Annotated in this window: 27 protein-coding genes, 1 tRNA gene and 1 pseudogene; 13 read left to right on the top strand and 16 right to left on the bottom strand. The window is 63.9% G+C overall.

All coding sequences use genetic code 11. From position 1 onward, the window contains the following. Positions 1-5 precede the first annotated feature (5 nt). From ACWUI7_RS03940 to ACWUI7_RS03950, 3 genes are all read right to left on the bottom strand, one after another. A complete protein-coding gene (locus ACWUI7_RS03940; RefSeq protein WP_496641101.1) occupies positions 6-362 on the bottom strand; it encodes a DUF2209 family protein in 357 nt (118 codons plus the stop codon). 107 nt (positions 363-469) lie between these two features. Continuing rightward, positions 470-1,564 (bottom strand): archaeosine biosynthesis radical SAM protein RaSEA, encoded by a 1,095-nt coding sequence (locus ACWUI7_RS03945; RefSeq protein ID WP_496640894.1) that lies wholly within the window; start codon positions 1,562-1,564, stop codon positions 470-472. A 63-nt stretch (positions 1,565-1,627) separates the two neighbouring features. Then, positions 1,628-2,173: a VanZ family protein gene (locus tag ACWUI7_RS03950; RefSeq protein ID WP_496640895.1), complete on the bottom strand. Its 546-nt coding sequence runs from the start codon at positions 2,171-2,173 to the stop codon at positions 1,628-1,630. A 134-nt stretch (positions 2,174-2,307) separates the two neighbouring features. Here ACWUI7_RS03950 and ACWUI7_RS03955 point away from each other — a divergent pair, with 134 nt between their 5' ends. From ACWUI7_RS03955 to ACWUI7_RS03965, 3 genes are all read left to right on the top strand, one after another. Continuing rightward, the gene (locus tag ACWUI7_RS03955; RefSeq protein ID WP_496640897.1) at positions 2,308-4,233 is read left to right on the top strand and encodes an aldehyde ferredoxin oxidoreductase family protein; all 1,926 of its coding nucleotides are present in this window, start codon (positions 2,308-2,310) and stop codon (positions 4,231-4,233) included. Positions 4,234-4,378: 145 nt separating this feature from the next. Beyond that, positions 4,379-4,798 carry a CBS domain-containing protein gene (locus ACWUI7_RS03960; RefSeq protein ID WP_496640898.1) on the top strand — a complete coding sequence of 140 codons (420 nt, stop codon included), beginning with the start codon at positions 4,379-4,381 and terminating at the stop codon, positions 4,796-4,798. Positions 4,799-4,807: 9 nt separating this feature from the next. Continuing rightward, the gene (locus ACWUI7_RS03965; RefSeq protein ID WP_496640899.1) at positions 4,808-5,197 is read left to right on the top strand and encodes a DUF8147 domain-containing protein; all 390 of its coding nucleotides are present in this window, start codon (positions 4,808-4,810) and stop codon (positions 5,195-5,197) included. An 11-nt stretch (positions 5,198-5,208) separates the two neighbouring features. On the opposite strand, the gene ACWUI7_RS03970 is transcribed toward ACWUI7_RS03965, so the two are convergent. The 4 genes from ACWUI7_RS03970 to ACWUI7_RS03985 are packed head-to-tail and all read right to left on the bottom strand — an operon-like array spanning position 5,209 to position 7,677. Continuing rightward, complete coding sequence (locus tag ACWUI7_RS03970) at positions 5,209-5,577, bottom strand: AzlD domain-containing protein (RefSeq protein WP_496640900.1); 369 nt, start codon at positions 5,575-5,577, stop codon at positions 5,209-5,211. Beyond that, positions 5,574-6,272: an AzlC family ABC transporter permease gene (locus ACWUI7_RS03975; RefSeq protein ID WP_496640901.1), complete on the bottom strand. Its 699-nt coding sequence runs from the start codon at positions 6,270-6,272 to the stop codon at positions 5,574-5,576. Before ACWUI7_RS03975 ends, ACWUI7_RS03970 begins: the two co-directional genes overlap by 4 nt. Continuing rightward, on the bottom strand, positions 6,269-7,081 hold the full coding sequence (locus tag ACWUI7_RS03980) for an RNA methyltransferase (RefSeq protein WP_496640902.1): 813 nt from the start codon (positions 7,079-7,081) through the stop codon (positions 6,269-6,271). The genes ACWUI7_RS03975 and ACWUI7_RS03980 overlap by 4 nt, the downstream gene beginning before the upstream one ends. Then, complete coding sequence (locus ACWUI7_RS03985) at positions 7,078-7,677, bottom strand: DUF8114 family protein (RefSeq protein ID WP_496640903.1); 600 nt, start codon at positions 7,675-7,677, stop codon at positions 7,078-7,080. The genes ACWUI7_RS03980 and ACWUI7_RS03985 overlap by 4 nt, the downstream gene beginning before the upstream one ends. Positions 7,678-7,775: 98 nt before the next feature. On the opposite strand from ACWUI7_RS03985, the gene ACWUI7_RS03990 reads away from it, so the two are divergent. The 4 genes from ACWUI7_RS03990 (at position 7,776) to ppk1 (ending at position 12,948) form a co-directional block, all read left to right on the top strand. Beyond that, positions 7,776-8,966: a dihydropteroate synthase gene (locus ACWUI7_RS03990; RefSeq protein WP_496640904.1), complete on the top strand. Its 1,191-nt coding sequence runs from the start codon at positions 7,776-7,778 to the stop codon at positions 8,964-8,966. A 180-nt stretch (positions 8,967-9,146) separates the two neighbouring features. Beyond that, positions 9,147-9,842, top strand: a complete 696-nt coding sequence (locus ACWUI7_RS03995) for a 6-hydroxymethylpterin diphosphokinase MptE-like protein (protein ID WP_496640905.1) — start codon at positions 9,147-9,149, stop codon at positions 9,840-9,842. Positions 9,843-9,962: 120 nt separating this feature from the next. Continuing rightward, positions 9,963-10,286 carry a hypothetical protein gene (locus tag ACWUI7_RS04000; protein ID WP_496640906.1) on the top strand — a complete coding sequence of 108 codons (324 nt, stop codon included), beginning with the start codon at positions 9,963-9,965 and terminating at the stop codon, positions 10,284-10,286. 85 nt (positions 10,287-10,371) lie between these two features. After that, on the top strand, positions 10,372-12,948 hold the full coding sequence (gene ppk1, locus ACWUI7_RS04005; protein WP_496640907.1) for a polyphosphate kinase 1: 2,577 nt from the start codon (positions 10,372-10,374) through the stop codon (positions 12,946-12,948). A gap of 33 nt (positions 12,949-12,981) precedes the next feature. Here the strand turns inward: ppk1 and ACWUI7_RS04010 are convergent, their stop codons facing one another. The 3 genes from ACWUI7_RS04010 to ACWUI7_RS04020 form a co-directional block, all read right to left on the bottom strand. Next, positions 12,982-13,668 carry a metallophosphoesterase family protein gene (locus ACWUI7_RS04010; RefSeq protein ID WP_496640909.1) on the bottom strand — a complete coding sequence of 229 codons (687 nt, stop codon included), beginning with the start codon at positions 13,666-13,668 and terminating at the stop codon, positions 12,982-12,984. Positions 13,669-13,818: 150 nt separating this feature from the next. Next, on the bottom strand, positions 13,819-14,616 hold the full coding sequence (locus ACWUI7_RS04015; protein WP_496640911.1) for a ZIP family metal transporter: 798 nt from the start codon (positions 14,614-14,616) through the stop codon (positions 13,819-13,821). Between the two features lie 111 nt (positions 14,617-14,727). After that, positions 14,728-15,477 carry a 5-formyltetrahydrofolate cyclo-ligase gene (locus ACWUI7_RS04020; RefSeq protein WP_496640912.1) on the bottom strand — a complete coding sequence of 250 codons (750 nt, stop codon included), beginning with the start codon at positions 15,475-15,477 and terminating at the stop codon, positions 14,728-14,730. A gap of 85 nt (positions 15,478-15,562) precedes the next feature. Here ACWUI7_RS04020 and ACWUI7_RS04025 point away from each other — a divergent pair, with 85 nt between their 5' ends. Beyond that, positions 15,563-16,237 (top strand): DUF4013 domain-containing protein, encoded by a 675-nt coding sequence (locus ACWUI7_RS04025; protein ID WP_496640913.1) that lies wholly within the window; start codon positions 15,563-15,565, stop codon positions 16,235-16,237. A 24-nt stretch (positions 16,238-16,261) separates the two neighbouring features. Next, positions 16,262-16,882: a GTP-binding protein EngB gene (gene engB, locus ACWUI7_RS04030; RefSeq protein ID WP_496640914.1), complete on the top strand. Its 621-nt coding sequence runs from the start codon at positions 16,262-16,264 to the stop codon at positions 16,880-16,882. Between the two features lie 321 nt (positions 16,883-17,203). On the opposite strand, the gene ACWUI7_RS04035 is transcribed toward engB, so the two are convergent. Next, the gene (locus ACWUI7_RS04035) at positions 17,204-18,250 is read right to left on the bottom strand and encodes a hypothetical protein (RefSeq protein WP_496640916.1); all 1,047 of its coding nucleotides are present in this window, start codon (positions 18,248-18,250) and stop codon (positions 17,204-17,206) included. A 25-nt stretch (positions 18,251-18,275) separates the two neighbouring features. Beyond that, a complete protein-coding gene (locus ACWUI7_RS04040; RefSeq protein ID WP_496640917.1) occupies positions 18,276-18,980 on the bottom strand; it encodes a DUF1405 domain-containing protein in 705 nt (234 codons plus the stop codon). A 110-nt stretch (positions 18,981-19,090) separates the two neighbouring features. On the opposite strand from ACWUI7_RS04040, the gene ACWUI7_RS04045 reads away from it, so the two are divergent. After that, positions 19,091-19,660 carry an FxsA family protein gene (locus ACWUI7_RS04045; RefSeq protein ID WP_496640919.1) on the top strand — a complete coding sequence of 190 codons (570 nt, stop codon included), beginning with the start codon at positions 19,091-19,093 and terminating at the stop codon, positions 19,658-19,660. Between the two features lie 102 nt (positions 19,661-19,762). Then, positions 19,763-19,836 (top strand) — tRNA-Ile (locus tag ACWUI7_RS04050). 156 nt (positions 19,837-19,992) lie between these two features. On the opposite strand, the pseudogene ACWUI7_RS04055 reads toward ACWUI7_RS04050, so the two are convergent. Continuing rightward, positions 19,993-20,217: pseudogene (locus tag ACWUI7_RS04055) on the bottom strand (winged helix-turn-helix transcriptional regulator); the annotation flags it as partial. A 135-nt stretch (positions 20,218-20,352) separates the two neighbouring features. Between ACWUI7_RS04055 and ACWUI7_RS04060 the strand changes: the two are divergent. Then, on the top strand, positions 20,353-20,865 hold the full coding sequence (locus ACWUI7_RS04060; protein ID WP_496640920.1) for a metal-dependent hydrolase: 513 nt from the start codon (positions 20,353-20,355) through the stop codon (positions 20,863-20,865). Between the two features lie 358 nt (positions 20,866-21,223). On the opposite strand, the gene ACWUI7_RS04065 is transcribed toward ACWUI7_RS04060, so the two are convergent. The 3 genes from ACWUI7_RS04065 to ACWUI7_RS04075 all read right to left on the bottom strand — a co-directional run bounded on the left by ACWUI7_RS04065 (position 21,224) and on the right by ACWUI7_RS04075 (position 22,506). After that, a complete protein-coding gene (locus ACWUI7_RS04065; protein ID WP_496640921.1) occupies positions 21,224-21,652 on the bottom strand; it encodes an HVO_A0114 family putative DNA-binding protein in 429 nt (142 codons plus the stop codon). Positions 21,653-22,025: 373 nt separating this feature from the next. Continuing rightward, a complete protein-coding gene (locus ACWUI7_RS04070) occupies positions 22,026-22,319 on the bottom strand; it encodes a type II toxin-antitoxin system RelE family toxin (RefSeq protein WP_496640922.1) in 294 nt (97 codons plus the stop codon). Next, on the bottom strand, positions 22,312-22,506 hold the full coding sequence (locus tag ACWUI7_RS04075) for a hypothetical protein (RefSeq protein WP_496640923.1): 195 nt from the start codon (positions 22,504-22,506) through the stop codon (positions 22,312-22,314). The genes ACWUI7_RS04070 and ACWUI7_RS04075 overlap by 8 nt, the downstream gene beginning before the upstream one ends. A 90-nt stretch (positions 22,507-22,596) precedes the next feature. On the opposite strand from ACWUI7_RS04075, the gene ACWUI7_RS04080 reads away from it, so the two are divergent. Continuing rightward, positions 22,597-22,845 (top strand): hypothetical protein, encoded by a 249-nt coding sequence (locus ACWUI7_RS04080; protein WP_496640924.1) that lies wholly within the window; start codon positions 22,597-22,599, stop codon positions 22,843-22,845. The last annotated feature ends 99 nt before the right edge of the window (positions 22,846-22,944 follow it).

Consider the following 22,944-nt stretch of genomic DNA (forward strand, 5'->3'; position numbering starts at 1 on the left):
GTCGCTCACAGCAACAGCCCCCTGGCGGCGTACGCGGCGTGGTGTGCAGCCTGCACTGTTTCGCGTTCACTTATGCTCTCGACGTATTTAAACTCAGTCGGGAAGTTCACCGCGACTCGCGTCGCTGGCTCCTCGTAGAACTCGCCGCGCTCGGCGACGACCGGGCACTCCGGGGGCGTCGGGAGGTCTGCTACCGCCGCCGCTGCGAGCTGAACAGTCGCTTCGAGCGTCGGCTCCCCGCTCGCCGTCGTAAAGCCTATCCCGTGGACCGACCGGATCCGCGCCGAGTCGATAGTTGTGTGGACGGCAGCCGCGACCATCCGGTACGCACCGTCTTCTTCGTGCCGGCCGCTAATGTCGATACCGACGACCTCAGGGGCGGGCGCGGGCCACCTCGGTTCCGTCGGTCTGCGCCTCGGCGGTTCGATGCACACGGGGGGTACGCCGTGCCGGGATTTGAATCCTCGCGTCAGCGCGCGAGCGGCATGTTGTAGCTCGTCTCTTCTGCCATGACGAGCTCCCACGTCGACTCACACGCACACGAGACCTGCTCGAAGACGGTCGGGTCCTGCCGGCGGTCGAAGTCTTTGATCGCCGTCTGGACGCGGTCGTCACACTCACCGCAGTTGTGTGCGCCGCGGTCGGAGCCGTGGCCGACGGGATCAGAGACGACGATGGCGTCAACGTCGGCCGTCTCTTTGAGCACGTGTGCGACCGACCAGAGCCATGGCGGACGGTACCCACCCTCGAAAAAGAGCTCGTCGACCATCGTGTACCGCTGGACGTTACACGGGTTCATCGAAACGGTGTGACAGCCGTCAACGGCGGCACACCGCTGGATAGAATCGACCATGTCCGCGGCGGCCTCCGGCTCCGCGAGGAACGGCGGTTTCAAAAGCAGGTAGGCTTTCACGCCCACGTCGGCGTCGAAGGCATCGTCTGCTGCTGCCGCCTCGGCACAGGCGTCTTCGAAGTCCGTGAACGCGAAGTACTTGTTCACGCAGTCGCGGCGCACGCGATCGGTCGCAGTCTCCAAGCCGACGGCGACGTCGGTCGCGATCCCGTGTTCGGCGAAGTCAGCGATCTTCTCGCGGTTGACGAAGTCCGGGAGCGACTCGACGACGATTCGGTCGCGATCGGCGAACGTCTCAGCGATGGCCCGGCGCGTCTCGCCGGGTACCTCCCGCTCGTCGAGAAAGGACCCAGACGTGTAGATCTTCACCAGCGGAGCCGGCTCGTCGGCGTGTTCGCGCTCATGGTCCAGACAGGCGTCGATCTGCGTCATGAGCGCATCGTGGCTCACGCTTCCTCCCTCGACGGATTCGGCGACGTACCCACACATCGTACAGCCGCCGGCGCGAGCCCAGCGACAGCCACCGGTGTTCAAGATGATTGTGAGCGAGTCGACGACACCGCCTGGGGTGTTGTCCTCGTCGATCCACACCCTCGTGGGCTGTGTCGGATCGTACGTCTCTGACCGCTCGGCACGGATGTCGCGCATCACTGCGTTGTGTGCGTCCATGCCTTGCCCGCGTTCTGCTGGCTTCGGGCTCGGATTACTCATACCACACGTCTACGAGCCTGCGCGTAAATCCGTGTCGACGCGACGGTCATACAGCCCGCCTGCTCACCGCGAAGCGTGGAGTCTGGCACGGATCACGGCGTGGACGATGACGCCCACACAAGCCCCGGTCGCGTTTGCTGCCGAGTCGATCCAGGCGAAGCGGCGCCAGGGAACGAGCGTCTGGAGGAGTTCGATACCGAACCCAAAGCCGACGGTGGCGCCGATTGTGATCGCGGCGGCGAGAACGTGCCGTTGTTCGACCAGTTGAACCCGTGCGAGGCTCACGGCGAGTGCTGCGTACCCACTCAGGTGGAAGACGAGCGTCGGGCTGAGTGTGCTCGCGCTCGCGGGTTCCGACTGGGCGACACCAATGGCCGGGACGGGGACGATCGATGCTCCGAGGATGAGGACAGTAATCGCATACACGAGTCTCCACCGTCGAACCCACGTTACAGCGCCCGGACGGGTGTCGTCGGACCGAGCGCGCTCACCTGGGTCGACATCGCTTAGCGCCACGTCACCGCTGGCCCCGGCGTCCTCGCGAGACGCACCGTGAGTAGCCGTGTCGGCACGGTCGCGGGGTTCTGACGACCCCTGCTCGTTGGGCATCGTCCGCGCTAGGTACCGGGCAGTGGTGAGTGTTCGTGTCTCCGTCAGACCGGTCCGTGGTGTAATTGAATATAGTTACGTTGCGACGTCAAGAACTAACACGATTTGGGCCGTATATAATGATAGAGCATTACATGACTGAAATGGGCGGCTTTAGGGACCGAGTAGCACAGGTCGACCTCACCGAGGGCGACGTCGCGTATCGCGGCATCGACGACGACGACGCGAAACAGTACATCGGCGGACGCGGACTCGGCGTAAAGTACGTCTTCGATGCCGGACCGGACGTCGACCCGATGGGGCCGGATAATCGGCTGGCGTTCATGACCGGTCCACTCACCGGGACACAGACGGTGATGAGCGGCCGGATTGCGCTCGTGACGAAGTCACCGCTCACGGGCACCGTCACCGACTCACACCACGGCGGCTGGTCGGGCGCACGGCTCAAGTGGGCCGGTCTCGACGGCATCCTCTTGGACGGCGCGAGCGAGTCGCCGGTGTACCTCGTCGTCGAAGACGGCGACGTCGAGGTTCGCGACGCCGAGCACGTGTGGGGCATGGGCGTCCACGACACGATCGACACCCTCGGCGAAGAGGTCGACGGAACGGTTGGTCGGAACGTCTCCGTGATGACGATCGGCCAGGCCGGCGAGAACGGCGTTCGGTACGCCTGCGTGCTCAACGAGGACGACCGCGCCTCGGGCCGTGGTGGTACCGGCGCGGTGATGGGTGCAAAGAACGTGAAGGCGGTCGTCGTGAAAAGCGGCACCGACATGCCGCGGCCCGCCGACCCGGAGACGTTCCAGACGGGGTATCAGCAGGCGATGGAGGTTATCCGTGAGTCCGACGTGACGGCCCCCAACGAGGGCGGCCTCTCGATGTACGGCACCAACGTCCTGATGAACGCCACCGAAGAAATGGACGGCCTCCCGACGAAGAACGCCCAGTACACCTCGACAGAGGCGTACAGCGGCACGGAAGCGGCCGACATCGACGCCGAGCGCGTCTCGGGTGAGAACGTTCGCGAGAACATCCTCGTCGACGAGCCAACGTGTCACTCCTGTCCGGTCGCGTGTAAGAAGGAGGTAGAGGTCCAGCTGCATCACAAAGGCCAGGACATGAACGTCCGGACGGAGTCGTACGAGTACGAGTCCGCGTGGGCGCTCGGCCCGAACGCCGGCCACACGGAGCGCGACGAGATCGCGCTGATGTTAGAGCGATGTAACGACGTCGGGGTCGACACCATCGAGGTGGGGAACACCATCGCGATGGCGATGGAGATGACAGAGCAGGGCAAACTCGACGTCGGGGTCGACTGGGGCGACGCCTCGCGGATGGTCGACCTCATCGACGAGATTGGCGAGCGGTCGACGGAGCTGGCAGACCTCTTAGCGGAAGGCCCAGAGCGTGTCGCCGAGCGGAAAGACGCACACGACAACAAGCTCTCGGTCAAAGGCCAGAGCATCGCGGCGTACGACCCGCGCTGTATGAAGGGGATGGCAATCGCCTTCGCGACGTCAAACCGCGGGGCGTGTCACCTCCGAGGGTACACTCCGGCCGCGGAGATCCTTGGGATTCCCGAGAAGGTCGATCCGTACGAGTGGGAGGGCAAAGGTGAGCTCACCGCCACGTTCCAGGACCTGCACGCGATCTCCGACTCCTTTGATATCTGTAAGTTCAGCGCCTTCGCCGAGGGAATAGAAGAGTACGTGCTCCAGTACAGCGGGATGACCGGCCACGAGGTGACCGAAGAAGACCTCTTCGAGGCTGGCGAACGCATCTACACGCTCGAGCGGTACTTCAACAACCTCGCCGGCTTCGACGGCGAAGACGACACGCTTCCGGGACGCTTCGTGAAAGGGCACCCGGACGCGATTCCAGGCTCCGGGGCGAGCGAAGGCGAACTTGCCGAACTCGATCTGATGAAAACGGAGTACTACGAGTGCCGCGGCTGGGTTGACGGCGTCGTTCCCGACGAGAAGCTCGCCGAACTCGGCATCGACATCGGGCCCGGAACGGGCGTCTCCGCCGGCGACTCGGCGGCACCCGCCGACGACTGAGCAAGAGTCAGCGCTGACTCACGATACCGATTTTCCCGATGGTTCCCAACCAGCATCCGGTCTGCACCCGGTAGACTTCCCGCACAGCGAAAACGAGTAGTACGTTCTTTGTGATGTACATCAAACATATATGTGGTGATACATGATGCCAATCGAAGACCTCGCCCGTGACGACGTCGTAACCGCCACACCAGACACGCTCGTTCCCGCGCTCGCGTCTCTCATGGAGGAGGAAGCCGTGGGGAGCGTCGTAATCGTCGATGGGGAGACCCCCGTCGGGATCGTGACCGACCGCGACCTGGCTATCCGCGTCCTCGCCGACGGGGAGCACCCGGGCGAGCGAACCGCCGAGGACGTGATGACGGATGACCTCGCGACAGTTGAGGCTGGCGTCGGCTTTTACGAGGCGGCAGAACTGATGGCTGATCACGGCGTGCGTCGGCTGCCGGTCTGTGAGGGTGATACACTCGTAGGGATCGTGACGGCCGACGACCTCACCGAGCTGCTCGCCGACGAGCACCAGCAGTTCGCGTCCGTCGTCCAGGCACAGCGACCGGCGTACTGATCGACTGTGGTGTCTCACGCGGGCACCCGGGCACTCGTCTCGGTCGGCACCGGCGTGGCCGCGTTCCTCGTCGTGACAGCTGGGCTCGCAGCAGCGCTGACGCCACACATTGCGTTCTCGGTTCTCGTCGCACTACCTGCCGGCGTCGCCGTCGGCGCGGTCGTCGGTCTCCTGAGCTGGAGCCGACTCTGGAGTTACGCATCACTTCGACCGCTACTGTTCGGTGCGAGCGCGGTCGGCTACACCCTCATCGGCGGTGCCGCGGTGACGTATACAGTTCCACAGGCTCGTGGATACCTCACTATCCAGCACGCAGTTGCCGTCGCTGGCATCGTCGGGGTCACCGTCTTCATCGCTGCACGTGCGACGCGACGTACTGACACCGCAAAACGAGGCTGATATCCGCTCAGTCAGAGTACGACGAACCGGAGGACCCAGAGGACGCCCATCCCGACGGCAATCGTCGCGAACACGTTCTCAGTCTTCCATGCGACGACCCCGGCGGTGACGCCGGCGATCAGTCGCTCGTCGATGAGCGTCGCGGTCACCGTCGAGTCGACGGTGACTAGGTCCGGAACGACCAGCGCTGCGAGGACAGCAGGTGGGACGTATGTGAGTGGGCGACGAATCCGCGGCGGGACGTCGTCTATCCGCCCGAAGAGGTAAATAAACGAGAGCCGGAATCCGAACGTTGCGAGCCCGATAGCAACGATCGCAATCCAGACGCGGGCCGAGCCGCCACCGAGGCTTCCGAGGAGCCCTCCAGTGGGGTCGCTCACGAAGACCCCTCCTCGACGAGCAGTCCGGCACCGATCCCACAGACGGCTCCGGCCAGCAGGCCGAGATTGAGCGGGAGTCCGGCGGCCGCGACTGCAACCGTGCCGCCGACGAGGCCCGCGGCGGTCGTCGGCCGATTTTTCATCGCCGGCACGAGCAGCGCGAGAAAGACGAGCGGCACCGCGAACGTGAGCCCTAACGCGTCTGGGACACCGGCACCGACGGCGACGCCGACGACCGTGCCGACCTGCCAGACGATCCACAGCGACGCCGCGGCACCGAGGTAGTAGCGCCAGCGAACCCGGTCGGGTGACCGCTCGAACTCGGCGACGGACAACGCGTACGCCTGGTCGGTGAGGAGGTACGCGAGCCCAGCCCGCAGTCGGGTGCCGTACCGCGAGAAGTACGGAGCGATCGATGCCGAGTACATCACCATCCGGAGGTTGATCACGACGGCGGTCCCGATGACGACCGCGAGTGGCGCGTCCGCACCGAGCAAGTCGAGCGCGGCGAGCTGTGAGGCACCGGCAAATACGATCACCGAGAGACCAAGCGCCTCGGCGAGCGAGAATCCGGCGTCGACGGCGGCGATGCCGGCGACGAGCGCGAACGGAACGATCCCGAGCATAAGTGGAGAGACGTCACGTACGCCGGCGAGGAGGTCCGCGTCGATGGGGCCGGTATCGTCCCGGTTCATTCCCGTGGGTACGGCGGTTCGTCGTACTTCGCAGCGAGGTACTCCGTGTGCTCGAGCTTGGTCGTCGCCTTCCTGAGGGTCCCCAAAAGCGAGTGGATCTCACGAGCCGTCGGATGAGCGCGACCGAGGAGACGACGCATCAACAGCGCGTTCTTCTCGCGACGATGCTCGCGTTGGCCGGTCGCGACGAGGAAGTTACCGAAGTGGTCGTGGAACCGCTCGACGTCTGCCTCAGGCGCGCGGGTGACCTCAGTGTCTGGAAGCTGTGTCTCTCCGACGGTGAGCTCACGGAGCTCGTACAACAGCACCGTCGCCGCCTGACCGAGATTGAGCACCGGGTAGTCGGCGGACGCAGGGATCGAACACACCTCATCGAGCCGCGACAGCTCGTCGTTGTTGAGTCCGCGCCCCTCACGGCCGAACACCAGCGCGGTGGGCGCATCGACCCTGCGGAGCGACTCGCGGAGTTCGGCCGGCGTCTTGAACGGGAATCGCTCGTGGCTGCGGTCGTCCTCCCCGGTGATGGCGGTGGTACCGACCGTGTGGTAGTGCTCGACGACCCAGTCGAACGAGACCTCCTCGGCGTTCGGGAGGACGTCCTCGCGTGCGTGACCCGCGAACCCGTACGCCTCGCCGTCTTCGTCCAGATCCGGCGGGTCAACGAGCTTCAGGTCGTCGAGGCCGAAGTTCTTCATCGCCCGGGCGATGGTGCCGATGTTCCCTGGGGTCTTCGCGTCGACGACAACGACCGTGGGAGTCGTTCGGACGGACCGGTCGTCGGCCGACGGGGCCGGCTCCTCCTCTATCATCGGTCCGTTGGATATTCCGTCGAGAGGTCGACGTCCGACTCGGCGAGCGTTTCCTCGTCGAGTGAGTCGGCGAGTTCGGTCTCGGTCGGTTCGTCGCCGGCGAGCGCGCGGATGTCGATCCGTCGTCCCTCGAAGTTCTCTTCCATTCGCCGGTGCACTTCGAGCTGATCGGGAAGCTCTGGGAGCCCCTCGGGGTCCGCTTCGACGTGCTCGACGGATTCGTACCCGTCCGGGGCCTCGTTGCCCGCGGCGATCCACTCGTGGAAGCGGTCGCCGAACGCCTGTTCGCCGGCGTAGTCGGCTCCACCGGCCTCGCGATACCAGTAGACGAAGTCTGGCTCGTGAGCGTCACATAACAGCACCTCCCCACCCGGCTCGCCGTAGACGATCTCGGCTTCAGCACAGCGGTGTACCGCCTCCTCGCCGTGCTCGAGATAACAGACGTCACACGGCTTGTCGACGAGTCCAACGAGCCGAACCAGGCGCTCTCGTGGCTCCTCGGGGATCTCATCTAAGGGTTTCAACACGCCGTCCTCGGAGACGATATCCGCCTCGTCGAATCGCCAACCGCGGAGGCCGATGCTCACTTTCGCCATGAACGCGCGTTCGAGTGGACCAGATAAAAGCGCGTCCCTCCGGCCGCAGAGACGGTCGGTTCCGGACCGGCTTTAACCATCGCGCCCGTGGGTGAGGTATGCGTAACGTGGAGGCCGCGGGCCTCGGGATCGGCCCCGATCACCCGCCGCGAATTATGGGCGTATTGAACGTCTCCTCGGAGTCGCCGTACGACCCCTCCGTGTACGACGACCCGGGAGAGGCGGCGGCGTACGTCGACGAGGAGCTCATCGGAGAGGGCGCCGACATCGTCGACGTCGGACTCGAGTCGGCAAACAAAGACCTCGATGTGCTCTCTGCTGACGGCGAGTTGGCGCGGCTCGACACCGCGGTCGAGACACTCGAGTCGACCGCCGGCGACGCGGTGTGGTCGATCGAAACCCGCTACCACGAGGTCGCAGACGAGGCGCTCTCGCGCGGCTTCGACATGGTGAACGACATCTGTGGGTTTGCGGACCCAGAGATGCCCCGCGTCTGTCAGGAACACGACGCCGCCGTCTCGAAGATGGCCTCACCGCCGGACCTCGAGCGGCCGGGGGCCATCGAAGACGTCGACGAGATATACGAGGCGCTCGCGATGAACGGCTTCACTGATAAAACGATCGTAGACCCGGCGTTTGGCGGCTGGTCGGCCGCGAAGACGCACGCCGACGACCGCGAGACGTTCCATCGGCTTCGGGAGTTCGCGGGATACGGCCGGCCGATACTCGTCTCGATCAACCGCAAGAGCTTCCTCAAAACGATCGCCGACCGCAGCACCGAGGAGGCGCTTCCCGTCTCGCTTGCGGCAACCGCGATGGCTGTCGAGCGAGGTGCGAACGTGATTCGCACCCACGACGTGGCAGAAACGCTCGACGCGGCGCGTATCGGCGACACATTTGCGGCCTCCACCACCCATCGAGACGGCACGGTAACCGTTCGTGAGCTCGACGTTCGGACGCCTCGTGAGGCCCGTCGCCACCTCAATCGACTCGAAGCGACTACCGACATCGCAGCAGCAGCCGCGGTCACCACCTACGAGCTGACAGGACTTTCCTCGGCTGCAGTTGCGGCGCTCAAGTCGGCGACCCAAACGACCAGTGCCACGTTTGCACGCGGCGGGCCGGAAGCCGGGGCAAGCGACCGGCCCGACAGACAGGCGAGTCGGAGCGGCTCTCGAGGACTGCTCATCGGGACTGCAGCCGAACTCGGCGCTGTCGTCGAAGCGGCCGCGGGCGCGTCAGACGCGCTTGATGAGGCCATTCAGGCGATTGATACCGACCGTGAGTAAGAGAACGTTTATCACAGTGTGCGGGCGTACGATTAGCCGGACGTCGAAGGGGCACGCGGGTAGGGGTACTCTGTGCCACTTCGACCCATACCGTATCGAACCCCGCGAGCGGTTGCGCTGGATGACAGGTGCCGCCGAACCGACAGGCACCGCCGAACCAACCAACAGGTGGGACTCTCGATGAACTTCGAGACGTTCGAACCCATCTACGAGGCAATCGTCGAAGATTTCGGGTTCGACCGTCGGGCAGACGAGCGGTCACGGGATGTCGCCGCGGAGTTTGCAACTCCATTTTCACTGTCGCGGTTCGACGACTGGGCGGGTGCCACGGTAGCTGTCGTCGGTGCTGCACCGTGTCTCACCGCCGAACTTGACCGGGTGCGGTCCGCAGACGTTGTTGTGGCCGCGTCGACAGCGGTCGACGTGCTCTCAACGAACGACATCGCTGTCGACTGTATGGTTACTGACCTGGATAAAAATCCTGAGACAGCGGCCGCACGCACGGACGCTGGCCTTCCGGTGGTCGCACACGCACACGGCGATAACGTACCCGCGGTCCGTGAGTGGCTCTCCCGCTTCGACAGCGACCACACGATGGTGACGACACAGGCGGCACCTGTCGGCGCCGTCGACAACGTTGGCGGATTCACCGATGGCGATCGAGCGGCGTTCCTCGCCGACCACGTCGGCGCCGGCCGATTGACCTTCCCGGGCTGGGCGTTCGACGATCCGGCTGTCGGCCCGATGAAGGCACGCAAACTCGAGTGGGCCGCGATGCTACTCGGCTGGCTCGAGCAGCGACGAGACCAGCAGTTCGACGTACTCGATGACCGTCGCACCCGAGTTCGGCGTGCGTTCGACGCGCACGTGCCATGAGAGACGGTGGTCACACAGCCTCCCACCCGCACATCGGCTCACCGCCTTGTGACGGGATATATACGTCACAATAGGGGTATTAATCGGGGTTCTTGTACCCGGGCGCAGGAGCGTTCGACAATGCCACGAGCAGTACTGCTACAGTGTCCGATCTGTGCTGCGGTACGGGTACTCGAGGACGAGACGGCAGTGGATGCCATCCATCGAGTTGCGAGGTGCCACCTCGAAACACACGCGCTGTCCGAGCCGCGGCGCGCCATCGGAACCCACCACGTCGCCGCCGATGCACTCGAGCTTCTCGTCTCGGCGACGGACCACGACCGCCTTCCGACGACGGCGTGGAGTGACCCCGCAGAGACGTGGCTTCCGGATCAGATTGATATCGACGCGGGGCGTACCGTACAAGTGGCCATGACGGAACCGGCCGCTAATGATGGGCTATGACACCGAGTGACGACGACGCGACCCGGATGGCATTTGCCGCCGGGCGACGAGCAACGCCGAGTGTGAAACCGACGCTACAGCTCCGATGACAGACGTCGATCCGACCGACAGCGCGTACTACCTCAACCGGGAGCTCTCAGAGCTCGCGTTCCAAGCACGGGTGCTCGCCGAGGGGATGGACGAGCGCAACCCACCGCTCGATCGACTCCGGTTTCTCGCGTTCTTCACGAAGAACACGGACGAGTTCTTCATGAAACGGGTCGGCGGGCTCAAACAGCAGATCGACGCCGGCGTGACCGAGACGACACCCGACGGGCGGACGCCGGAGGCTCAGTGGCGGGAGGTACTCGATGCGGCCCGGCCGCTGTTTCGTGACCAATCGCGATACTGGGAGGAGACGCTCGCGCCGACGCTCGCCGACGCGGGCATTGCGATCTGTGATCCGGCGTCGCTCACGTCGAGTGAGCAGGCGGCGTTACAGACGTACTTCGAGGAGTCGATCCTCCCGACGCTGACGCCACTGGCGTTCGACCCAGCACACCCGTTTCCGTTCATCTCGAACCTCTCGCTCTCACTCGCGGTGCGGTCTGCAGACGAACACGGCGACGAGACGTTCACCCGGATCAAGGTGCCGCCGAACCGTCCGCGGCTGGTTCCGGTTCCGGATGCCGACGGCCAGTACGTCCTGATCGAGGACCTCATAGAGACGAATCTCGACCTATTGTTGCCCGACATCGAGATCCTCGACGTCTCCAAGTTCAAAGTCACCCGCAACGCCGAGGTGCGACGCAACGAGGAAGTGGCCGAAGACCTCATCGAGGTGGTCGAAGAGGTGATAGAACAGCGTCGGTTCGCGACGGTGGTTCGTCTCGAGGTCGACGCGGACATGCCGGAGGCATCGGTAGAGACCCTGAAGGCGCAACTCGACGTGACCGATCGTGAGGTGTTCCGCCGCGAGGGCCCGCTCGACTTCGAGGACTTCTTCGAGCTGACGGAGCTTGACCGGCCCGAGCTGACGTTTCCGTCCTGGTCGCCGCGGCCACATCCGCGCTTTCGGCCGGTGACCGGCGAGGCTGCCGAAGGGAGCCGAGACATCTTTGATGAGATACGGGACGGTGACGTACTTACGCATCATCCGTACCATTCTTTCGAAGGGACAGTCCAGCAGTTCCTCGACGCGGCCGCAACCGACCCGGACGTGCTCGCGGTGAAGGCGGCTATCTACCGGACGGCCAGCGACTCGAAGGTGATCCAGAGTCTCATCGACGCCGCAGACAACGGCAAGCAGGTGGCGGTGATGGTCGAACTCAAGGCGCGCTTCGACGAGGAGAACAACCTCGAGTGGGTGCGCCAGCTCGAAGAAGAGGGAATCCACGTCGCGTACGGCACGGTTGGGCTCAAAACCCACACAAAGACGGCACTCGTGGTTCGCCAGGAGGACGACGGTGTCCGGCTGTACTCGCACATCGGCACCGGGAACTACCACTCGGAGACCGCAAAGGGATACGTCGATCTGGGGCTGTTGACCGCCGACCGGGACGTCGGACAGGACCTGACAAAGGTGTTCAACTTCTTCACCGGGCCGACGCTCGACGACCGGTTCCGCCGGTTGCTCATCGCCCCGGTCACGATGCGCGAGCGTTTCACCGAGATGGTCCGCCGGGAGGCCGCCCACGCCCGCGCCGGCGAACGGGCACACATCGTCGTGAAGGTGAACGGTCTCGAAGATCCCGAGATGGTCGAGGCACTCTATCGAGCCTCGATGGCGGGCGTCGATATCGACCTCATCGTCCGGGACATCTGTCGGCTGCGCCCGGGCATCGAGGGGCTGAGCGAGACGATCACGGTCCACTCGGTCGTCGGTCGCTTCCTCGAGCACTCGCGGATCTTCTACTTCGAGAACGCAGGCGACCCGGAGTGGTACATCGGCTCTGCGGACTGGATGACGCGTAATCTCGATTACCGTGTCGAGGCCGTAACGCCGGTCACCGACGTCAGTCTTCGACGACAGCTACGATTCATCCTCGAGACGTCGCTCGCGGATAATCGGCGACGGTGGGTGATGGACAGCGCCGGTGAGTACACGCAGGTGACTCCCGGCGACGACCCGGTGTGTGACAGCCAGTCGGTGTTCATGCAGGCTACGGACGCGGCTGTCGACCGCGGCTACGGCCCGGGAATGGCGGTCGACGCCGCACCGACCGAGCGCGAACTACTGGTCGAGCCGCTTGAGGGCGACGGCGACAGTGACGGAAACGACGGCAAGGGTAGCGACGACAACGACAACGGTGGCGACGACAACGATAGCGGTGACGACGACAACGATAGCGCGGACGACGACAACGATAGCGGTGACGACGATGCCGGCGACAGGGCGGACAAGCCTACGAGTGTCGGTGACGGTGGCTCAGATCATACCGCTGGCGGTCGAGACACGGCCGACGAGGGAGGGGACGATACCGCTCCAGTTACCGAGTCCGACACGTCGCCGGCAGCGACCGGTGACGAATCGGTGTTCGACGCGTACGCGGACCGGTGGTACCGGCCCGACAGCGAGACGTACGCGTGGGCGGTACGAACCACGGACGGCGAGCGACGGTACTTCACGACCCGCGAGGGGGCCCGAGAGCGACTACTGTCGGAGTACGAGACAAACAGCTAAGAACAGCTGAGACGGTCGATCGGTCGTCGTGTCTCACCCGACGGTGACGATCTTCGCGTCGGTCCGCTCTTCGTGGGTCGTCGACTGGTCGACGGTCACGACGTCGTCCGCGTAATAGTCGTAGGCGGTGAGCGACCCGCCGTAGACGCACCCGGTGTCGAGTCCAACGGCGTGGTCATCGACCACCGGCGCCTCGTGGACGGTGTGGCCGAAGAACACGCGATGTGGACCGTCGTACGTCTCGTACCAGAAGGGGCCGTCGTAGCCGTCACCGCGCGGCGCGCGCATCGTGAGGAGGTCCTCGGCGGTGTGTTCGTCGAGTGGCCGGTCGGGGTTGACGCCGCCGTGAACGACGAGACACTCGGCGAAGGAGATCGCCACGGGGAGCGACTCGAAGTACGCCCGGTCACCTGCACGGAGCCAGTCGGGCGTCTTGTCGCCGCGGAGGATCTTCTGTTCGTTGTTGCCGCGGACGCTCAAGAGGCGGTCGTCGTCGCGAACGAGGTCGACGACGCCCGGGCTGTCTGGGCCCTTCCGGACGAGGTCACCGACGAAGACGACGATCCCGTCGTCGCCGAGGTCGAGCGTCGCGAGCAACGACTCGAGCGCAGACCGGCTGCCGTGGACGTCACCGACGACGTAGACGTCGTCTGCGTCGTCTATCGCGAGCCGGTGGTGGTGCGGTTCGACGGTGTCGCTGAAATGAGGGGTCGTGGCCATGGTGTCGGGGTGCGACTTGGGTCGGTCGTACAGCGGTATTTTATCGGACCAATATAATGCGTTACTAAGAGGAACATGTACCCCTATGTAGTCGAGTACTCCGCTTGGGTGGGGTCGGAGACGGCAACCGCAGCGTCGGGTGCTCGCGGACTAGACGTAGGCGAGCGGGAGCATCACGGCGACGCCGAGCGCGACGCCCGCGACGAGTTCGCGCTTGCCGCCGTACGGCAGCGCGGTCCCCACCGCGAGCGCCTCCGGGAGGAACTCGGAGACGACGAGGTACACCATCGCGCCGGCGGCGAAGCCGAAGCCGATCGGGAGGAAGTCGCGGGCGAGTCGGACGAATGCAAACGCGATCACGGCACCGATCGGCTGCGGTAAACTGGAGAACACCGCCCACCACACCATCTTCCACTCAGGCACACCGAGCGCGCGCAGCGGGATCGAAACGGCGGTCCCCTCAGGGACGTTGTGAATCGAAATGGCGACCGTCATGAACACCGCAAGCGCGGGGACGGTGGCGCCAAACAGCTGAATGCCACCTTCGAGTCCAAGATCGGCAAACGAGACGCCGACGGCGACACCCTCGGGGAAGCTGTGCACGGTCAGCACACCCAAGATCAACAAGAGCTTCTTGAAGTCTGCCTCCTCGTAGTCGCGGGCGTCCACGTCGGCGTCAACGAGCACCTCGTGTGCGAGGACGACGAGCGCGACACCGAGAGCGGCCCCCACGCCGACCTCCCAGAGTGCACCCTCGGCGAGCCCCTCGTCGACGAGTCCGAGAAGCGACGCAGTCACCATGATGCCCGAGGCGACGCCCCAGAGAACCACGTTTCCGCGGGCACTGATGTCGTCGAAAAAGAAGAACGGAATCGCGCCGAGTCCCGTCGCGAGCGCCGTGATCAGCCCGGCGACGAAGACGAACCCGAGCTCTCCAACGAATGTCATCTACGAGATCACTCTCACGTCGGGATGTTAGCCCTGTCGACCGTCGTCGGGACGTGGGATGGCCGCGATGATTTCAGGCCAACACCCGGCACGTCGCTGTCGACAGAACGATTATTTGCCGCTGTCCGCTGGTGCACGTGCATCCAGCACGGGAATCTCGGCCAGCCGATCGTCGGTGAGTAGGTCCCAGTCGACACCCGTCGGCCGGTCCCGCGTTCGGTCTACCTCGATGGTCCGGTCAGGGGTGACGACGAGGTCGAGCGGCACGTCGTGGTCGTCGGGAGCTGGGAGGTCGGCCGACGGGTCGACCGGTGAGGGCGGCTCGTCGGCGACTTGTCGCTCGTGGACGGTCGTCGCCACCGTGGTGTCGTCGTCGACCGCGCCCAGTTCGGAGAGCACGCCCCACTCGAGGTCGCTGTATCCTTCTCCTTTCCCGACACGCGTTCCGTCAGTGGTGACCGCGACCGAGCCGGAGACGACGAGGTCGACGTGCGGGACAGCATCGGGACCGACGGGGACCCCGTGTTCACTAATACCGGACACCGTTGTGGCGGCGTCGACGTCCGCGATCGTATCCGGGTCGAGCCGGAGAAACGGCTTTGGGTCGCGGAGCCGCGGTTGGGCGACGTACACGGTCTTACCGGCCCGGAGTGCGGCCCGCCGAACCGGTAGCTGTGGGGCGTCGGGGTTGGCTTTCAGCGTATCAGCCACGCGCCACGCCGCCGTCTCGGTGAGGCGTCGACACGCTTCGTCGGCGCCTGCGACGTTCGGAATACGGCCGTGTGGCGGGTACGGGAACCGTGCGACGCCGCGCTCCTTGAGGTCGTCCCAGACCGCCTCACGAACCGCCTGTTTGTCCATGTGGCTCGAAGACGACGTGTGTGAATGAATCCATCTCTCGCGATCGGACCCGACAGTATATGTGTGCTGCGCGATACGTCGGGATATGCTCGAAGACGGCCTTTCGTATCCCGTGCGTGGCGACTGGCTCGGGCGAACGCTCATCGGCGGCGTGCTCGGACTCCTCTCGGTGTTCGTGATACCGACGGTCGTCGTGCTCGGGTACCTCGTTCGCGTGCTCGAAACGACCGTCGAGGGGGCTGAAGAGCCCCCGGCGTTCGAAGACTGGGGCACCCTCCTCGTCCGCGGCGTGGTCGCGAGTGTGATCGTCATCGCGTACACGCTCGTGCCGGTTCTCGTGTACCTCGTCGTCCTGATCGTGTTCTTCGGTGCCGGTGGGATCATCGGCGGAGACGTGGGAGCGCTCGTCGGTGTCGCGGGCGCCCTCGCCGCGCTCGGGTTGATTCCGGTCGTCCTCGTGGTGTACTACGCGGTCCCGGCAGCGCTGACAGCGTACGCGACCCGGGGGTCGATCGGTGCCGCGTTCGACGTCTCCGTGCTGAGGCCGGTGCTGTTGCGCTCCGAGTACTTGATCGCAGTGCTCGCCCCGCTCGTGGTCGCGGTGCTGCTCTGGATCGTGACTGCGGTGCTCGCGGTGACCATCGTCGGGCTGTTGTTAGTCCCGTTCGTCCAGTTCTACGGCCAAGTCGCCGTGTTTCGGATGTTTGGGGCCGCGTTCGCGGCAGCGCGCGGGTCACCCGGCACGCGACGCGCAGTTTAACCCGCTCGGCCGCGCACGACCGGTATGTTCGAAGCCCGTCCGGACCGCGACGCGGAGGTCGTCCTCGTCGGCCGGTCGAACGTCGGGAAGTCGACCGTGATGCGTGAGCTCACGGGCCACGACTTCAGCACCGGCGGCACGCCAGGCGTTACGCGCCAGCCGAACCACTACGACTGGGCGAGTGAGTCGTTCATGTTCACCGACCTCCCCGGATTCGGGTTCATGTCTGGTGTCGAAGCCGAGCGACGCGAAGCGATCAAGACGGACGTGGTACAGTACGTCGAGACGAACGCCGACCACCTCCTCGCGGGCGTCGTCGTCCTCGACGGGAAGAGCGCGGTCGACATCATCGATCGGCACACAGAGCGTGGCAACGTCCCGCACGACGTCGAGATGGTACACTTTTTAGACGACGTCGGTGTCGACCCGATCGTCGCGGTGAACAAGACCGACAAGATCGACGACCTCGACGAACGGCTGGACGCGATCTGTGACCGACTCGGACTGTACCCGCCGTGGCAGCAGTGGTCGGACACGGTCGCGCCAATCTGTGCGAAACGCGGCGACATCGACGCCTTAGAGGCGTGTCTTCGTGATCGGTTCCACGAACACGGCCGCGACGACCTGTTGAAGTTCGTCTCGTGAGACTCGGACACAGGGTTGACTTCCTACTCGAGATGTGTGTGACGGTGGCTGTGCCATCGATATGACCGCGAGACATCTGGGCACCGATTGGCCACACCCTCCCCAACCGATTCTGTACGTATGCGACTGTGTGAGCAACAAGGCTCCGTGACACCCGGACACTAGTTTTAGCCACACCCTCCCCAACCGATTCGCCCGGTGCCTCCGGCACCTCGCTCATCCCTCGCACGCGCTCGCGAGCCCGCCTCCGGCGTGCTCACGAGGCGCGCGCCAACCGCGCGGATGTACGCGCGGCGTGGTGGTGTCTGGCGCCGTCGTGCGCTAGAACTCGAGCCCACGCGGGTCGTCGCTCGGCTCGAGCGGACTCCGCGGATACGGAGGGGTTGCCGCCGGGTCGTTGAACACACGAGGCGCGACGTCGTTCGGTCCCTCTGGGTACCACAGCGCAGCCAGCGTCTGGATCGCGTCTCGACCGCTCGCAAGCTCGAACTGCCCACCACCGTACATCGTGATATCGTTCACACGACAGTATTCGATCGCTTCGAACAACGACTCGAGCGTGCCGAATCGAGATGGTTTGATGTTACAGTACCCAGGATCGACCGGTAACGACTCGAGCGCTTCGACACTGTCCACCGGGTAGTCGAACGAGAGCCGGTCAGCCTGAGGCTCGAGGAAGGGGCGAGTCGCGGGCGTGAACGCCCCGTCTTCGACGACGGCGTCGGCGAACGCGGCGAGCACGTCACAGTAGAGGTCGGGGTCGGCGGGGACGTCGACGTCAGTCCCCTCGTAGTAGCCTTTCAGGTCGAGGACGCGGACCGCACCAGTTTCACGCAGCGTCACGAAGATGTTGTTCGGCCAGTCGGGCGTCGGGTCGAGTTTGAACTCGAGGGTCGGATCTACGTCGCGCAACGCTACCACTCGATCCGCGGTCGGCGGGTCACCGAGTCGCGTCGAGACGACGAACCGCAGCGGCTCGGGCTCGATCCCGAGGTACGCACCGAGGCTCGTCGTTGCCTGCCGAAGGCCGAGGTCCAACGCGGCGCTCTCGACGGCCCACCGTCGATAGTTTCTGAACGCCTCGCGTGTGGGTGGCGCGGCCGCGAAGAGGTCGATGTCGTCGAGTGTCGCCGACAGCTCGCCTATCGTCCACTCGCCCTCGATGTCGATCGGGTCGGTCCCAGCGAGCGCATCGTGATCTGCGGGCTCGTAGCTGACGTCCTCGCCGCGGCCGACGACCCCGTCACCGGTGAGCCGAAACTCGGTCGTCGTTCGCTCGAAGTCGCTCGTGGTGTCGGCGACGTACCGACGCCGGTCGACCGACTCGATCGTGACTGGCAGCGACGCGATCCGGTCGTAGACGGACATAGATACCAGCAGACGCCCCGTAGTCTTAATCTCGTGCCCGAAGCGTCTCGACGCGGGTCGCGAGCGCGAGATACAGCGGCACGACCGTGAGCACGACTGCGCCGGCGGCTGCCACCTGAAGCACACTCGTCGTGAACCAGGCGGCCGCGTCGGGGTACGGAAGCGTAGTGTGTGTCACCCCGCCGCGAATCGGGACGAAGTAGTCCATCAACAGGTCGACAGTGTACCACACGGTTGCAATCCCGACCGCTCGCAGCGGAAACGTCGTGATCCGATAGAGCACGAACGCCTGGACGGCCATCCCGAGGTGACTCACGAACAGGAACGCGTACAGGGCCGGTCCCGCGTTCGCGTAGAACGCCGGGAAGAATACCACGAGCACGTACGGCGTCCACAGTCCGAGCTTGATGTTCCCGAAGAAGGCGAGCGTCGCGAGGACGTCACTACGCCGACCGACCGCCCACGCCGCCAGCGCCAGCGCGATGAGCAACGTCGCACCGGGACTGTCGGGGACGAAGAGCCACATCTCCTCGGGAACGCGCTGGAACTGGAACCGATAGTACCAGAAGCCGAAGACGGTCCCGAGCAGGTTGATCGCGACGATCGGCCACACGAAGCGGTATGCGACGTCCTCTACCGCCGTCGGCAGCGGCGCGACCCACCAAGGGAGGTCCGCTCTGCGTGCGTCGCGCTCGGGTGGATCACAGCCCAGCGCGGTGGTGTCGTCCATGCCTCCGGGTCGACGGCACCGGACAAAGCCGTGGCGGTCGCATGCAGTCTGACGAGTGCGTTGGACGGGCGACGAAAAGGGCTATGGGGACCCGGTCGAAACAAGAATGTATGCGCCCGCGAACGCTGCTCGCGCTGCTGCTCGTCGTGCCCCTGGCCGACGCGCTGTTTCTCGTCTTCGTCGCGACCCGGCTCGGCTGGACCCTCACGGTCGCGCTGGTCGTGTTGACGGCGATCCTCGGGATGCTGCTGTTACGCGCTGAGGGACGCGCGACCATCGCGCGGGTCCAGCAGAAGCTCGCTCGTGGGGAGCCGCCGACGGACGAGCTGCTCGACGGTGGCCTGCTTATCGCTGCCGGCGCGTTCCTCCTCACGCCCGGACTCGTGACGGACGCACTCGGCTTCCTGCTCGCACTGCCAATCACCCGGATCCCGATTCGGCTCGGTATCAAGCGGTACATCGTGGTGCCGTACGTCGACAGCCAGACGGACGGCTTCGCCAGCGGCTCCGTGTATATTGGTGGCTTCCCCGGAGGTGATAGAGGAGGGGGATTCGGTGGCGGCGTCGGCAGCCAAGGGTCCGGTCCGTCGACCCCAGACGAAAGCGGTGGGGACGATGGAGGTCCAGACGACGACGTCGTCGACGTGGAGTACACTGTCGAAGACGACACGAACAGATAGTTGGGTGGCTCGTCACTAGAGCGCGAAACCGGAAGACGGCGGCGAAGTGTCGAAAGGAAACGCTTAAACTTCCACCGCAGGAATGATTGAATGCGCTCATCTGGGCCAATAGCTCAGTCAGGTTGAGCGCTCGGCTGATAACCGGGAGGTCCACGGTTCAAATCCGTGTTGGCCCACCTACAGCGTCCACGGTCTTTGGCCGTGGCGTGTTAGGGGCTGTCTCCTCCCCAGCCACCTAATTCCGTTTCAACTCTCGATAGTTAGAACTCTCTGTCGCAGTCAGGTTCAACCGTTGCTTCCGCGCACCTCCTTACGTCGTGGACTATCGGTTAGCCGCGCACCTTCCGTTGGAGAATAGCCGTGACGTCGTAACCCAGTTTGTCGTAATCGACGATGGGGGTGAACCCCTCAACAACGCCCGCGTCCTCGAGATCAGCAAGGTGATTCGACACCGTCGTTACAGAGATATCAAGTTCCTCAGCCAGACTCCGCAAGCTTGTGTGACCATTGTGTAATAACGCATTGACAAGCTTTCCGTCCAGATTTTCGTACGTTATTAGATGAATGTACATCTATCGGCGTAAATAGTTGTATGATTGAATGTGGCGATCCTCACGAGATCACTTCTACCGTGGAAATTCTAAGTGACCCCTATATCATAAGTCGTTGTCTCTCTAATAGTCGGTTGACAGATGCATAAGAAAGGCCACTACGGAGCCGCGTTGACGGCGTACGCCCCAGTCGGAATGGGAGCACTGACGCTCGGATTTGACGTGGCCGCTGTTGGTGGGGGGCTCATTGCCGTCGGATTGGCGATGCTTCCAGACGTAGATATGAATCTGCCAAACGTGGCTCACCGCGGCCCGACACACACGATTCACTTCGCGTCCGGCGTCGGTATCGTAACAGGGGTGCTCGGCGGCGTAATTGGTCAGGCAGCCACCTCTCAGTGGCTGCTGGCCGTTGGATCCGGGTTCTACCTCGCTATCGTTGGCGGTCTCACAATTGGCTCGCATATCGCTGCGGATGCACTCACCCCGATGGGGGTCACCCCGTTTGGCGACGATCAACACTACTCGTATGACCTATGGAATGCTGACAGCGTACTTGGAAACTATGGGTTACTCGCACTGGGAATCGTTTCGGCGTCTGGAGCACTTGTGATCGGTGCCGAGCTTAATGTGCTTTTGAGTCCGTATCTGTGAGCATGGGCTACTCTATTGGGTCTGGGAAGGAAATTCAATGGTATACAATCCGACAATATCAGCTTGAGGTCGCCTGCTTGAGTAGCAGTGGAGCCTCTCCAAGCCAGTACGGTTGATGAAGCTTCTTGCTTTGGTGTATAGCTGCGGACAGACGATGTGAGGTTTAACCCGCCCACGGTGGGGCGAGAATCCCCTCTTGAACACCTACTGTCCTTCAGCGTAGAATCCAGCTATATTGATGCGTTCTGCGGTCGAACCCCGACATCAGTTTTCGAAGAACACTATTTCGACTACTTGCCTCGCAAGATGAAACAGATCTACGACAATGCCGACATCACTGTGCTTGAGTGACTGGGGCTTAAGCCGATGCGCCCGGTACCTCTTCACGGGCAGAAGACTGTGGGAACCGAATTGAGAAATCGATGTTCTCGGCTCCATCGCGAAGAATTGGCCTCTTACGGGAGCCGTCGTCGTCGAACTCAATCACGCCGAGCGATTCGAGCCCAGTCAGGTTTCGATGGACTTCGCGATAGTCGCGATCAACTATTTCGGCCAGTTGGCGGATGCTTGCTGGCTCCTCTGAGACGATCGCCTCGATGAGCTCGAGGTTCGAGGTACGCATAAGCTGGGCAATGTCGTGAAACTCCTCGAAGTTGAGGATGGAGCGTACGTCTTGTTCAATCGGCTCCCCAGTCTCACCCGCTTCAGCTTGTCGCAAGCGTTTGCGTGCCGCCTGGCGATGCTCCTCGGACTGCTGGAACGTGATTTTCAGTGTGTTTTCGGCCATTGTTTGTGCTCGATCTCTTCGAGAAACCGGTCACAAAGGACCATCATACCCGGAAACTCGATTTCGGTGACGCCCTTCTGTGTGTGACACTCGTGTCGACCGGCAGTTTCGTTCTCGTTGGTCCCCGCGCCGGTACCGTGTCGCAGACAGCAGCGTCGTCCGCGAACTCTTCGAGCTGAACAGCGCGCTCAACAACGTCGGTGGCGACGAGTAAACAAGACGCAAGCCAAGCATTCAAACCCCGCCACTCACCCCCTCGTCGGGGTCTGTGCTTTCAGACTGAACCGGTGAGCAGCGGGTCTGTGCTGCCCCGGTACGTTTGGGGTCGCGTGTTTTGTTCTACCAGTCTACCCCTGGCCCGGATGCGGGTGGGTTAGAAGCCGTACCGCTTGTGCGCGTCGTCGATGGGGACGATCTCCAGTACGCGCACCTCCTTCTCGCCCTCCAAGATCGTATAGATGGCCGTGTAGGTCCGAGCGATGTGCATCCGGTATCGGTCGCGGCGGCCGTCGATGGGGAGCTTCTCCTTGTCACCCCGGCCGCGACCCGGATACGGGCTCTCCGCCAGGTACCCGAGTTTCTCCTTGCAGACCCGCTCGGTCTTCACGTCGGCGACGTCGAGGAACTCGCGGGCGTCGTCACCGAGCAGGACGTCGTACTCAGACATCCGAGAGGGGCGTCAACTCGTCGCGGTCCGTCTCCTCCAATTTCTGGAAGCGCTGTTCCAGGTCCTGCCGCCGACGCTGCTGAGCCAGCTCCTTCAGGAGGTCGTCGTAGGTCTGGCCGGGCTCTTTCAGCTCGTGGAGCTCCTTTCGCGTCTCTTCGGTCACTGGGATGCGTTTGTCGGCAGACATGGTCTGTATAGACGTACAGGAATGACAGTCTTAACAGTTCGGGGCGTCCCCCTTTTGCGCAGATTTAAAAAACGATGCAGAAATATCCGTATGGCGAAACGAACACCGGTCGAGAAAGCACAAACGTACGGCCTGAACCTTCCCGAGGTCGTCATCCTCTTCTCCGTCACCGCGTGCTTCAACGGAAAGACGGTCAGCGTCCACGACCGCCCGACCTCGATTGCCACCGCGTACGAGCCCCCACTCCGTCAGCTGTGCGGCGACGAATGGGAACCCTACTTCGACCAGGCGCACGAGCGCCTCATTGAGCGCGCGCTCATAGCAAGTCGCCTCCGGTGATCGACCCGCAGCGGTGACACGCCAGTGCCTCGCCGCCGGCGACCGGCACCAGTTCAACGCGGTCGTCACATCTCGTACAGTAGTCGTACTGCGTCGACG

The organism is Halorubrum orientale (assembly GCF_059623105.1).

What these genes read in the sequence shown, in the direction of transcription:
- ACWUI7_RS03945 (WP_496640894.1), bottom strand. Translation starts at nt 1,564, where the DNA reads ATGAGTAATCCGAGCCCGAAGCCAGCAGAACGCGGGCAAGGCATGGAC.
- ACWUI7_RS04075 (WP_496640923.1), bottom strand. Translation starts at nt 22,506, where the DNA reads ATGTCTGCCGACAAACGCATCCCAGTGACCGAAGAGACGCGAAAGGAG.
- ACWUI7_RS04025 (WP_496640913.1), top strand. Translation starts at nt 15,563, where the DNA reads ATGCTCGAAGACGGCCTTTCGTATCCCGTGCGTGGCGACTGGCTCGGG.
- ACWUI7_RS04045 (WP_496640919.1), top strand. Translation starts at nt 19,091, where the DNA reads ATGCGCCCGCGAACGCTGCTCGCGCTGCTGCTCGTCGTGCCCCTGGCC.
- ACWUI7_RS04015 (WP_496640911.1), bottom strand. Translation starts at nt 14,616, where the DNA reads ATGACATTCGTTGGAGAGCTCGGGTTCGTCTTCGTCGCCGGGCTGATC.
- ACWUI7_RS04065 (WP_496640921.1), bottom strand. Translation starts at nt 21,652, where the DNA reads ATGGCCGAAAACACACTGAAAATCACGTTCCAGCAGTCCGAGGAGCAT.
- ACWUI7_RS03995 (WP_496640905.1), top strand. Translation starts at nt 9,147, where the DNA reads ATGAACTTCGAGACGTTCGAACCCATCTACGAGGCAATCGTCGAAGAT.
- engB (WP_496640914.1), top strand. Translation starts at nt 16,262, where the DNA reads ATGTTCGAAGCCCGTCCGGACCGCGACGCGGAGGTCGTCCTCGTCGGC.
- ACWUI7_RS03980 (WP_496640902.1), bottom strand. Translation starts at nt 7,081, where the DNA reads ATGATAGAGGAGGAGCCGGCCCCGTCGGCCGACGACCGGTCCGTCCGA.
- ACWUI7_RS03975 (WP_496640901.1), bottom strand. Translation starts at nt 6,272, where the DNA reads ATGAACCGGGACGATACCGGCCCCATCGACGCGGACCTCCTCGCCGGC.
- ACWUI7_RS03955 (WP_496640897.1), top strand. Translation starts at nt 2,308, where the DNA reads ATGACTGAAATGGGCGGCTTTAGGGACCGAGTAGCACAGGTCGACCTC.
- ACWUI7_RS03985 (WP_496640903.1), bottom strand. Translation starts at nt 7,677, where the DNA reads ATGGCGAAAGTGAGCATCGGCCTCCGCGGTTGGCGATTCGACGAGGCG.
- ACWUI7_RS04035 (WP_496640916.1), bottom strand. Translation starts at nt 18,250, where the DNA reads ATGTCCGTCTACGACCGGATCGCGTCGCTGCCAGTCACGATCGAGTCG.
- ACWUI7_RS03950 (WP_496640895.1), bottom strand. Translation starts at nt 2,173, where the DNA reads ATGCCCAACGAGCAGGGGTCGTCAGAACCCCGCGACCGTGCCGACACG.
- ACWUI7_RS03990 (WP_496640904.1), top strand. Translation starts at nt 7,776, where the DNA reads ATGCGTAACGTGGAGGCCGCGGGCCTCGGGATCGGCCCCGATCACCCG.
- ACWUI7_RS04010 (WP_496640909.1), bottom strand. Translation starts at nt 13,668, where the DNA reads ATGGCCACGACCCCTCATTTCAGCGACACCGTCGAACCGCACCACCAC.
- ACWUI7_RS03960 (WP_496640898.1), top strand. Translation starts at nt 4,379, where the DNA reads ATGCCAATCGAAGACCTCGCCCGTGACGACGTCGTAACCGCCACACCA.
- ACWUI7_RS04020 (WP_496640912.1), bottom strand. Translation starts at nt 15,477, where the DNA reads ATGGACAAACAGGCGGTTCGTGAGGCGGTCTGGGACGACCTCAAGGAG.
- ACWUI7_RS04000 (WP_496640906.1), top strand. Translation starts at nt 9,963, where the DNA reads ATGCCACGAGCAGTACTGCTACAGTGTCCGATCTGTGCTGCGGTACGG.
- ACWUI7_RS04070 (WP_496640922.1), bottom strand. Translation starts at nt 22,319, where the DNA reads ATGTCTGAGTACGACGTCCTGCTCGGTGACGACGCCCGCGAGTTCCTC.
- ACWUI7_RS04060 (WP_496640920.1), top strand. Translation starts at nt 20,353, where the DNA reads ATGCATAAGAAAGGCCACTACGGAGCCGCGTTGACGGCGTACGCCCCA.
- ppk1 (WP_496640907.1), top strand. Translation starts at nt 10,372, where the DNA reads ATGACAGACGTCGATCCGACCGACAGCGCGTACTACCTCAACCGGGAG.
- ACWUI7_RS04040 (WP_496640917.1), bottom strand. Translation starts at nt 18,980, where the DNA reads ATGGACGACACCACCGCGCTGGGCTGTGATCCACCCGAGCGCGACGCA.
- ACWUI7_RS04080 (WP_496640924.1), top strand. Translation starts at nt 22,597, where the DNA reads ATGGCGAAACGAACACCGGTCGAGAAAGCACAAACGTACGGCCTGAAC.